The following is a 10,924-nucleotide window of genomic DNA, read 5'->3' as shown; positions in this document are numbered from 1 at the left end:
GGGGCCTGGGCGTGCGCGGGGGCCTGGGCGTGCGCGGGGGCCTGGGCGTGCGCGGGGGCCTGGGCGTGCGCGGGGGCCTGGGCTGGTGCTCCTGCTCTCGGCGTCGCAGTCGTGGCAGTGGGCGACGGGGCCGGTGTGGTCGTCTCGGATTCCGGCGTCGACGCGGTGGTCCCGCTGGGCTTGGTCGACGGCTGCGAGGGTTCGGCAGGATCGGTGGTGGGCGCCGGAGTGCCGTTCGTGTCCTCGGCCGGCGTTCCGGCGCCGCTGGGATCCTCGGCCGGAGCGGAAGCGCCGTTCCGGTTTCCCGCCGGTCCCGGTGCGGGTGCGCCGGTCGGCGCGGGGGTCTCGGTCGGGTCGGCGGCGGGTGCGCGCTCGGGTTCCTGAGCGGTCGTCGCGACCGGTATCCGCCCCGGCGCGGCCGCATAGGCGGGGATCGGCTTGTTCAGGAGGAACCCGACGACGCCGGTCGCGATCGCGACGGCGTGCTCGAGCTGACCTTCGCGCGATTCCAGGCGGGCGGCGTCGTCGACGTTGGCGCCGTTGCCCATCTCGACGAACACCAGCGGCACCTGTGTCAGCGCCGGGCCCGCCACGTCCTCGCGGGTCTGCAGGCCCGCCTTGACGCCGGCGTAGTTCGCGGGCGAGAAGCCGGCCGCCAGGTAGGCGTCGCGGACCGCGCTCGACACGAGTCGCCCACCACCGGACTGCGCCTTGTCCGCGATCGAGTCGGGGATGGGTAGCTGCGGCACGATCATGTGGAAGCCGTGCTGGTCGGGGCCCGCGCTGTCGGCGTGGATACTCACCGCCACATCGGCGCCGGACTGGTTGGCGGCGCGGGCGCGATCGTCGACGCAACCGCCCCACCCGATGTCGTCGGCGCGGCTCAGCACCACTTCGGCGCCCAGCGCCTCCAGAGACGCGCGCACGAGCTGGGCGACATCCCAGTTGATGGTGTGTTCGGGAATGCCGTTGAGCGAGGTCATGCCGGTGGTCTGGCAGTCCTTGGTACCGCCGCGGCCGTTGTCGACCTGGCGGCTCAGGTCCTCGGAATGCGCCGTCCCCTGGTGACCGGGGTCGAGGAAGATCGTCTTACCGGCGAGCTGCTCGCTGGTCGCTGGTTCAGGGGCGGCGTGGGCAGTCACGGGGACCAATCCCGACAGCGACACCACCACCGCGGCGGAGACGGTAGAGCAGATTCCGGCCTTGATGATGTTTGGTTGCATGTTCGGTCGGTGCTCCGGGACCGGAGCACCCCTCCCTTCCCATTGGTAACACCTGGTAACACCAAACCCAGTGGTTCACTCTTGCAACGTTGACAACCACAGGGCAAGCACAGTTACCGAAATGTAACTGGATGGAAGTATCAAAAGACGCTGGTCGGATGCCCAGATGAGGCATCGCCGGGCTGTTTCAGGCAACTTCTGGCAACTGGCGCAGCGACCGCAGCGCATAGTGAACCCGGGTCTTCACGGTCCCGATCGGAACACCGAAATCCGCGGCGACTTCCCGGTAGCCACGGTCGTGCAAGATCACCTCGGTCACGGCCGCCCGCTGAGGTTCGGGAAGCCGGGCGAGTAGTTGATCGACCAGCAAGCCGTCGACCAGCCCGTCGGCGAAATCCGGTTTGCCACAGACGGACACCTCGGTGATGTCGTCCCAGCCCACATCACCGGGACGGACAGCTCTGGCCCGCACGATGTCGATGATGACGTTGTGTTCGATCGCCAGCAGCCAGGTCCGCACGCTGCCTTTGCGGCCGTCGAAGTCGTGACACGAACGCCAGCCCCGCAGCAACGTCTCCTGCACCGCATGCTCCGCCAGGCCCGCGTCGCCGAGACTGCGCACCGCCCGCCAGTGCAGCAGACCCCGATCGGTGGCCAGCACGTCGGCCAGCCCGTCCCTGGTACACAGTCGCGCGCAGTGCGCACCGCAGGAGTTGTCCGTCATATGGGGTTATCGCGGCAGACCGCGCCGATGACAACGCCGCGCGTTAAGCGGCTCTTCAGGATCCTGCTGGGGCCGTGCCGGAAGGTAGTTCCTGCGAGCCCGGCCGGGCCTGCTCCAGGAGGGGGGAGCAGGGCCGCCGGGCTCGTTCGTTTCCGGGCCCGATCATCGCGGGCTCGCGCATTCGAGCGAAGTCGAGCACGATCGGACGGGGGCGACGACAATCGCCCGCGAGGAGCGAACAACGTGGACATCCATGCATATCCGACCGACGCGCAGACGCCGGTCGACCGGGCCGAGGCCACCCGGGTGGCGGCCGAACACCTACCAGCCGACCTGCCGGGTCACGATCGACGGATCGTCGAATTCGCCGACGGCTTCGCGGTTTTCGCGGTGCAGCCGTTGCACGCGCCACCGGATCGGCCGATCCCGATCGGCGGCTCGGTGTACGTCATCGACAAGGCGACCGGGGCTGTGTCGTTCTGGCCGACCTATCCGTCCGGCGTGATCGCCGCGCACTACGCGCTGCTCCTGGCGGCGGGACAGTTGGTCGTCGCCGATTCCTGGCCCGATCAGGACTGATCGAGTAGTGCCCGAGGCCTGCGCGGTCCAGTGGCCGGGCGACGCAGAGCAGCGAATCCGCAGGCCACGGCCAAGGCGATCGCCAGTGCGCCGAACCAATCGCCCCACCGGAGGTAGGGAGTGCGATCGCCGGCGGTGCGGAGGTCGGCCTGCACCGAGTGGGATTCGGTGATGCCGGTGCGGACCGAGGCGCGAACGGTGCCCTGTGCGTCGATGGCGGTCAGCTCGCCGAGTTGGGCCGGGCGAGCGATGGCGATGCCCGATTCGACGGCCCGCACCGCCGCCATCCGGCTGTGTAACCAGTGATCGACGCCGAAATCCAGCGCGGGAGCGAGTAGGAGCGTCGCGCCGTCGATACGGTTCTGGCGTACGAGAGCCGGGTGGTCGAGGTCGGCGCAGATCGCGAGTGCCCAGGAGCGGCCGGGGATCTGAACCGGGATCGCACCGGGTTGCAGGCCGGACTCTAGCCCGGGGACGAGATATCGCTTGGCATAGATGGTTTCGCCCGGATAGGCGATGGCGGCGTTGACGGTTCCGCCGGGTTGCTCGAGTTCCAGGCCGATGACTACGTGGATGCCACGGCGAGCGGCTACCGCGGTGAGTGGGTCGCGCAACAGGAAGAGTTCGGATCGCCGTGCATGCCATGCCTTCTCGGTGAACACGATGACCTCGGCGCCCTGATCGGCGAGTTCGTCGACGGCGGTGACCGCCTCGGCGATCATCCGCGCGCCATCGGGTGACGCGACAGGAACGTACATCGGCGGCTGCGCGAGAGCGACCAGTCCTATCCGCGTGACCGGACCGCTACTCGCCGCCGCCGAACACCACAGACCTGCGCCGATGGCGCAGGTTACGACCACGGCCGTGACGCCCGCTGTCGTCAGCCGGCGTGGCGTTCGGATGCCGGGTGCCGTCATGGCGCCGAGGGCACCGGGCACCGCGAGCACGAGGAAGCTGATCCCCCACACCCCGGTGAGTGAAGCGACACGCACGATCGAGTCGACCCCGGCCTGGGAGTAGCCGATGCTCCACCACGCGCCGATCCCACCGACCAGACCGAACAGGTACTCGGCGGCGGCGGTCCATGTGGCAGGAAGTGCGAGCACAGCCCAGCCGAGTCTGTTCTGCATCAACAGCTTTCGGAAGAGCAGCACACAGGCACCGAAAACGAGTGCGCTACCGATCAGCAGAGCGACGACGGTCGTTCCGGGTTGCTCCAGCGTGTCGGTGAAATAGGACCAGTAGCCGGCGTTGCCGCCGAGCCAGGACAGCACCGCTGCCGCGTACACCGTCGGTGCGGGGCGCCGTGGGGCCAGCCACAGCACCGGGAGCGGGGCGAGAAGGGCGACTCCGGGGACCGGATGCAAACCGGTGCCGAGACTCCACAACACCGCCGAACTCACGGTGACGGCCGACCACACCATCAGCTCCCGGCCGGGCATTCGTCGGCCGGTCTGCCCGGAGAACTCTTCGCGCACAACCTCTTCAGTAGATGTCACACGACAATCGTCACGGTGGAGGGGGTCCCCGCACATCGCCCGTGCGAGCGGACTCGCCTCCCTCTCGCGAGTGAGATCACCTCACACCGCCCGGCAATGGATTGTCCCCCGGCGCCACCATTCCGGATTCGTAGGCGAAGACCACCGCCTGCGCCCGATCACGCAAGCCCAGCTTCGAAAGAACGGAGCTGACATGCGTTTTCACGGTGTGCTCGGTGACCACCAGCCGCGCCGCGAGTTCCGTGTTCGATCGGCCTGCGGCAAGTTCACGCAGAATGTCGCGTTCTCGCGGGGTCAACACGGCCAGCTGCGCGGACGCGTCCGGGTGGGCCCGCGCGCGTCCGGCGACCTCGGCGATCAGCCGCCGCGTCACCGAGGGTGCCAGCAGCGCGTCACCGGCCGCGACAACCCGGACGCCACCGATCAATTCGGCCCTGCGGGCGTCTTTGAGCAGGAACCCGCTCGCACCCGCCCGCAAGGCGGCATAGACGTACTCGTCCACATCGAACATGGTGAGCACCAGTACTTTGGCCGCGGTCTCGGCGCAGATCCGAGCGGTGGCCGCCACCCCGTCCAGCCGGGGCATCCGAACATCCATCACCACCACATCGGGGGTGAGCCGCCGGGCCGACGTCACCGCTTCCACACCATCGCGAGCCTCCCCCACCACCTCGATGTCGGGTTCGGATTCCAGGATCAGTCGGAACCCGGTTCGGAACAATTCCTGGTCGTCGACGACGAGTACTCGCATCGTCAACTCCCCTGTGCCAGTGGCAGATCGGCCGACACCACGAACCCGGCACGCGTCGGTTCCGCCCGCAGCAGGCCACCGCACGCCTGCACCCGTTCGGCCATCCCGACCAGACCGAAGCCCGTCGGGCCGGAGTCGTCCCGCGGGTGTTCCACGGCGGTGCCGTCATCGGCGATCCACACCCCGAGCCGGCTCGATGACCAGCTCAGCGCCACGTCGACCCGCGTGGCCTTCGCGTGCTTGCCCGTATTGGTCAGCGCCTCCTGCACGATCCGATACGCCGCGGCATCGGCTTGTGGCGAGATCGGCACGCGGGTTCCGTGTTCGGTGAAACGCGCGGCCAGACCCTCGTGTTCGGCGAGGGCGACGAGATCGGCGATGGCCGCCACCCCGGGTTGATGCGGCGGATCGTTCTCGCGGAGCGCACCGATACTGTGGCGCAGTTCCCGCAGGGCAGCACGCCCACCGTCGGCGATCGCCGCGAAGGCCGCGTCGGCATCCGCCCGATCGAGCAGCGGACCGGTTTCGGCGCGCACGATCATCGCGCCGACCGTATGGGCCAGCCCATCGTGCATATCCCGGGCAATCCGTAACCGCTCACGGACCACCGCGGCCTCGCGTTCGTCGTCGAGACGTCGCGTCCGTTCGGCGAGTGCGTCGATCTGCGCCTGCTTGGCACGTACGCCCGCCCCGAGTGCCCACGCCGTCATGAACGACATCGCGGCGTAGGCGTACGAATCAGCGGGCTCGCGTGGCACCAGCAGCGACACCAGGATTCCCACCGCGACCAGCACGAAGGTCATCCGGCGCTGCCGTGCGGAACAGTACGCCGCGATCGTGTACACACAGACGACCGTGCCGAACGGCAGCACCGGCAACGCGTGCACGCAGCCGAGCGCTGTGATCGCCGGGCCGACCACGCACAAAACACCCACCGGCGCCCGGCGCCGCCACAACACCGGCGCCGACGCGAGGACCGACAGCCCGGCGACCCACCACGACGCACCGACAACGAGCGCGGGCACGACGCTCGCGACCGTCACGACGGCAGCGATCAGTGCGTCCAGCGGCGACGGATGTTCCCGAGGTACTCCCACGGCGTCCCAGTCTGTCCGGAAACAGTCCACCGCACCTCACTCTCGAGAGTGATTCGAGGGGCAGCACCATCACCGTACGCTCAGGCATAGGGTGGAATTCGACGCTGCAACATCCGGTGACCAGCGACGATCACGCGGGACCAAGAACGAATTGCACACATAGCGATGTGTGCATATGATTGCGACCGATCGGACCGCAGGAGAAGGGGAACGCGATGGGCGCAGGGCACGGGCACGACCACGGGGTATCGGCCGACAGCGATCGACGCTGGCTGGCCGGCGCGCTGGCGGTGATCATCACCTTCCTGATCGGCGAAGTGATCGTCGGCGTCATCGCCGATTCGCTGGCACTGCTCTCCGACGCGGCACACATGACCACCGACGCCGCCTCGATCGCGCTGGCGCTGTGGGCGATCCGGCTCGCGGCGCGACCGGCGACCGGTCGGATGACGTTCGGCTGGAAGCGGGCCGAGATCCTGTCGGCCCAGGCCAACGGGCTGACGCTGCTGCTGCTGGCGCTGTGGCTCGGCTACGAGGCGATCCGCAGACTGTTCGAGCCGCCGGAGGTACACGGCTGGCTGGTGTTGATCACCGCGCTGGTCGGCGTCGCCGTGAACGTGCTCGCGACCTGGATGATCAGCCGCGCCGATCGCACCAGCCTCAATGTCGAGGGCGCCTACCAGCACATCCTCAACGACCTGTTCGCGTTCATCGCCACCGCCCTCGCCGGTCTGATCATCATCCTCACCGGCTGGGTCCAGGCCGACGTCGTCGCGACGCTGATCGTGGTGGCGCTGATGATCAAGGCCGGGATCGGGCTGATCAAGGCGTCGAGCCGGATCTTCCTCGAGGCCGCGCCCGAACATCTCGACCCCGCGCGGATCGGCCGCGACATGGCCGCGCGCGACGGCGTCACCGAAGTCCACGACCTGCACATCTGGGAGATCACCTCCGGCTCCCCCGCACTGTCGGCCCACGTGCTCGTGCAGCCCGGCCACGATTGCCATGCGGTGCGTGAGGACATCGCGCACATGCTCGACCACGACCACCACATCGAGCACGTCACCCTGCAGGTCGACCACGCCAGCCCGAAACTGCTCGACATCGGCAACCGCGACTCCCATCCGTGCGCCGACTCGCACGGCCCCCGGCACGTAGCCCCCCATACCCACTGACGAGGGAAGGCCCCACACCCATCGGGTGCGGGGCCTTCTCGTCGGTCACGCGCTAGCGAGGACCAGGTCGTTTCATCGACCTATGGGGCTGATTCAGCCGCCGAAGGAACCGGTCCACAGGGTGTCGACCAGCCCGTGCAGTGCGGCGCCGAGGGTGTCGAAGAGGCCACCGAGGGCAGCGCTACCGGTGTCGATGATAACGGGGATCATAGTAATTCCTCTGTTTCTCGCATAGGCCCAGCCGGAGCTGGCTTACGAATGGCATATCGACACCCAAACGCGACGGGTTACGGATTTTCCGATTTAGTGACACTGGTAACAATATGGCCACAACACCGCCCCTACCTGGCATTTTCGCGCGATACCCACTGTTTCTCAAATAATTCTGAGAACTCTCTGAGATTTGGATTGCGGCATCCGATAAGGCTGCATTTCCATTGCCCCAAGAAATAGGGGCACCGCTACACAATGTCACACGCAAATGCGAATACGCCGGTCAGGCGGTGATCGATCAGAGTGCCGGGCAGGTGTTCACATAGGCGTGACCGGGCAGAGCGCCTGCCCACTCCTCGCGGGTGATCGGGGTAGTACCGCTGGCGCAGATCCGATCGGCTTCGACGGCGGCATCGGTGCGCCATTGCCGCAGGGTGCCGTCGACCGCGGACTCGGTGAGGACAGCGCCGTCCGCGGCGAAGGCCAGCATGGTGGGCTGCCGGTGGCGCTGCCCCCGGGCGATGGTGGCGTAGGCGCTGGGGTGCGTGGGGTCGGAGTAGTCCCAGAGCAGGATGGTGCCGCTGACGATGTCGTCGACGGCGAGCAGGGCGCCGGCCGGATCGAACGCCACCGAACCCGCAGAGCCGTTGGCGCCCGAGGGGGCCGCGAGGGCGCGCGGCGGGGTGCCCGGGGTGCCGAGTTGATAGACGAAGGCGCCGGTGAGAGTGCCCACCGCCAGCGTGTTGCGCGAACTCAGGGCCAGCGCGATGGTCTGTCCCGGGGTTCGCAGATCGGACAGTTCGGCGATCGGCTGCGCGGTGGAGGTGGTCGAGAAGACGCTGACGTTGCCGGTGCGGTGGCTGCCCACGGCGAGCAGGCCACCGTCCGGGCTGAACGCGAGCGAGGTCGGGTAGCCACGGCCGAATCGGATACTCGACCGCAGCCGTGGCTCACCGGTGACGTCGAAGAGGTCGACGGTCTGGGTCATGCTGCGGCCGATGGCCAAGGCACCGTCGGGGCTGAACGTGATGGCGCGGATGTCGACGCCCGCCGCGCTGAGCGGCGCGCCGACGCGACGCGGAGTCACCGGGTCGGTGATGTCCCATACCTGGATCGTGGATTCGGTTCTGGTGACGGCCCTGGCCGCGTTCGGGGCGATCGCGACGACATCGACCAGGCCTGCGGGGTCGCCGTCCAGCAGTTCTCGATCACTGGCGTAGGGCGTTCTGGCCAGCTTTCGCAGGTGGGGGAACAGGTCCTGCGGGAGGGCGGGCTGGTCGAGCGGAAACCGGAACAGTGTCAGCGGGCTGGTCGGCACGACCGGACCCGGCAGCTCGAACACGTGCACCGCATGGTCGAAACTCGTTGTCACCAGCGATCTTCCACCGCGCAGGAAGCGCGCCCGCGCGACCATGTCGATCGGGAGCGTGACCAGCTCCTCGCCGGTATCCAGGTCGCGAATGCGCGCCCGGGTGTCGCCGCCGACGATCACCGCGGATCGACCGTCCCCGGTCAGTGATACATCGAGGTATTCGTTGGCGCCCCTCGGCTCGGCGGGCATCGGGTCGAAGCCGCCCGCGCCGACTCGCCAGCGCGTGACCTCACCCGGATTGAGGCCGATGGCCAGCACGGTGCCGTCGCCGTTGAACTCGACCGACCTCGCCTCCGCACCACCGGGTCGTTCGAGGCGACGGTCGAACGCCGGTGTCTGCTCGCGGTCGAGGGTCTCGATGTTCCAAGCACGCACCGTGGTGGTCCAGATTCCGCCGAACAACGACGGCACCGCCGCGACGAGCGTGCGATCACTGAGGGCGACCTCCGCGCGCTGCCCCGAGGCAGACATCGTCGGCAGGGCGACGGGGTGCGCGGGATCGTCGCCGAGGCGCCAGCTCACGATCGTCGCGCTATGGGTGCCGATGGCGACGAACCCGAGGTCGGGACTCAGCGCTGCCGACGCAGGCAATCGGCCGCCGAGCGGGAGCTCGGTCACCGGACGCGGTGCGGCGGGGTCGGCGATGTTCCACAACGCCGATCGCAGGTCGCCCGCGACCACCAACCACTCGTGATCGGCACTCAACGCGAGACCGCGGATGTGCCCGCTCCCGGTGGCGAATCGTGGCCACCGATCGACGCCGGATTCGTTCACCCGCGCCAACTCCACGGAACCGTCACCTTCGCCGATCGCGATCACGTCGCCCCGCGCGGTGGTCGCGACGCGTGGTGCGTCGGGATCGAAGACCACTCCGCGGCCGAGCACGACGCCGGGGCTGATCCGGATCGGCGCGTTCGTCGCGGTGTTCTCCAACAGCGCCGACCGCGCCTCCGCGGTCGGGGCGGTGCGATAGGCGGCGAGCGCGATCTGCTGGGACAGGGCGGGATTGAGGTTGCCACCGCCGCGGGCGACACCGGCGAACAGGCGCGAATTCGATTCCGCGCGCGCGGCCGCGTTCTCGATGCGCTGCTGGACGACAGTGGTCACCGACACCACGGCCAGCAGCACGGCCAGCCCGGCCGCGACCGAAACGATCCACAGCGCGAGATTGGCCCGGGTGCGAGTCATGGCGATCGCTTCGGTCACGGTGCGGGCGGCCGAGATCCGGTCGGCGTAATTCTGTGGTGCCTCGTCGGCGGCTTCCCGGAAGGCCTCCGACGCGACCACCACGCGCAGCGACGAGCGCTGCGCGGCGGTCAGTTTGCCCGCATAGCCACCGACCGCTGTCAGATTCGCACCGGACAGGCCCGCGGTGACCGCGCACTGGGGATCGAGTCGACGGGGACGCAGTGTTCGCAACAGGGCGTGGCGCGGCGCGAGATCGTCCAGTGCGACCGCGAACGCCGCGCCCATCGACGCGCCGTTGATGTCGTTGGCCGGGGCGCTGCCGTGCGTCGAGACCGACCACCGCACACACGCGTCGGTGCCGGCCAGTCTGCTGATGCGCCATGCCTTGTCGAGACTGTCGGTGAAGGCACGATCGGCCTGCAGGAAGCCCATCCGCGCCGGATCGGGGTGCAGGCCGCTCGGTCCGCCCCGGACCTGGTCGAGGCGCAGCACACCCACCTCGCCGCCACCGCCGAAGCTCGCGAACAGCACGCTGATCCGGCTGCTGCGCACGACCGGGAGGCTATGCCCGGACAGTTCCAGCGCGGCCATGATGGCGTACCCGCGCGCCGCGCGACCGCCCTGGCCGAGAAGATGGCGCACGATATCGCCGAGCGGAGCGTTCGCACTGGTGATCGGAATGCCGGCGGGCAGCAACTGGGTACCGACCGAGGTCAGCCCGGCGCGTGCCGCGTGATCGAGGAAGGCCGCGCACGCGTCGCCGGTGTCGATCGAACCGGTCAATGCCCGCGCCAGCACCGCCATCGCGCGTGCGGCGGACAGATCCGCGGTGATCCGCCGGTCCTGTGCGTCGGGGTCTTCGGCTTCTTCCTCGAGCAGATCGTCCGGGGTGAGATCCTTCCAGCGGGCCAGCGACTGCCGCGCCAGCACGCCCGTCTCCCGCCGGTGTTCCAGCAATCGGCGGGTGGCATCCGGCCCGGTCGCGACGGCTGCGCGGCACAGGGCGAGCCAGCGCTGCGACGCGCCGGTCAGCTCGATCAGCACCGCGTCGTCGGATACCAGCGCCTCCGTCGGCTGATCGGTCGATTCGACCGCCATGTCTC

The 10,924-nt window shown here is 68.8% G+C and carries 8 protein-coding genes; 2 read left to right on the top strand and 6 right to left on the bottom strand.

The window, feature by feature from the left end; all coding sequences use genetic code 11:
* Both ACFWFP_RS01160 and ACFWFP_RS01155 read right to left on the bottom strand, forming a co-directional pair.
* A partial coding sequence (locus ACFWFP_RS01160) for an N-acetylmuramoyl-L-alanine amidase (RefSeq protein ID WP_379292514.1) occupies window positions 1-1,223 on the bottom strand: 1,223 nt, incomplete at its 3' end.
* A 187-nt stretch (window positions 1,224-1,410) separates the two neighbouring features.
* On the bottom strand, window positions 1,411-1,947 hold the full coding sequence (locus ACFWFP_RS01155) for an RNA polymerase sigma factor (protein WP_379292513.1): 537 nt from the start codon (window positions 1,945-1,947) through the stop codon (window positions 1,411-1,413).
* Window positions 1,948-2,190: 243 nt separating this feature from the next.
* Between ACFWFP_RS01155 and ACFWFP_RS01150 the strand changes: the two genes are divergently transcribed.
* Window positions 2,191-2,526 carry a hypothetical protein gene (locus ACFWFP_RS01150; RefSeq protein WP_379292512.1) on the top strand — a complete coding sequence of 112 codons (336 nt, stop codon included), beginning with the start codon at window positions 2,191-2,193 and terminating at the stop codon, window positions 2,524-2,526.
* Here the strand turns inward: ACFWFP_RS01150 and ACFWFP_RS01145 are convergent.
* The 3 genes from ACFWFP_RS01145 to ACFWFP_RS01135 form a co-directional block, all read right to left on the bottom strand.
* Window positions 2,517-4,025, bottom strand: coding sequence for a nitrilase-related carbon-nitrogen hydrolase (locus tag ACFWFP_RS01145; protein ID WP_379292511.1), 1,509 nt, complete (start codon window positions 4,023-4,025; stop codon window positions 2,517-2,519). The two genes, ACFWFP_RS01150 and ACFWFP_RS01145, sit on opposite strands and share 10 nt — an antisense overlap.
* A 76-nt stretch (window positions 4,026-4,101) precedes the next feature.
* On the bottom strand, window positions 4,102-4,782 hold the full coding sequence (locus ACFWFP_RS01140) for a response regulator (protein WP_379292510.1): 681 nt from the start codon (window positions 4,780-4,782) through the stop codon (window positions 4,102-4,104).
* Window positions 4,779-5,873 carry a sensor histidine kinase gene (locus tag ACFWFP_RS01135; protein ID WP_379292509.1) on the bottom strand — a complete coding sequence of 365 codons (1,095 nt, stop codon included), beginning with the start codon at window positions 5,871-5,873 and terminating at the stop codon, window positions 4,779-4,781. The genes ACFWFP_RS01140 and ACFWFP_RS01135 overlap by 4 nt, the downstream gene beginning before the upstream one ends.
* 215 nt (window positions 5,874-6,088) lie before the next feature.
* Between ACFWFP_RS01135 and ACFWFP_RS01130 the strand changes: the two genes are divergently transcribed.
* Window positions 6,089-7,048 carry a cation diffusion facilitator family transporter gene (locus ACFWFP_RS01130; protein WP_379292508.1) on the top strand — a complete coding sequence of 320 codons (960 nt, stop codon included), beginning with the start codon at window positions 6,089-6,091 and terminating at the stop codon, window positions 7,046-7,048.
* Window positions 7,049-7,559: 511 nt separating this feature from the next.
* On the opposite strand, the gene ACFWFP_RS01125 is transcribed toward ACFWFP_RS01130, so the two are convergent.
* Window positions 7,560-10,919 (bottom strand): WD40 repeat domain-containing protein, encoded by a 3,360-nt coding sequence (locus ACFWFP_RS01125; protein WP_379292506.1) that lies wholly within the window; start codon window positions 10,917-10,919, stop codon window positions 7,560-7,562.
* Window positions 10,920-10,924: the final 5 nt, after the last annotated feature.

This window comes from Nocardia sp. NPDC060249 (assembly GCF_042728755.1).
Classification (GTDB): Bacteria; Actinomycetota; Actinomycetes; order Mycobacteriales; family Mycobacteriaceae; genus Nocardia.
Note: the sequence above shows the minus strand (reverse complement) of the source record. Positions and strands in the feature narration are given on the sequence as shown.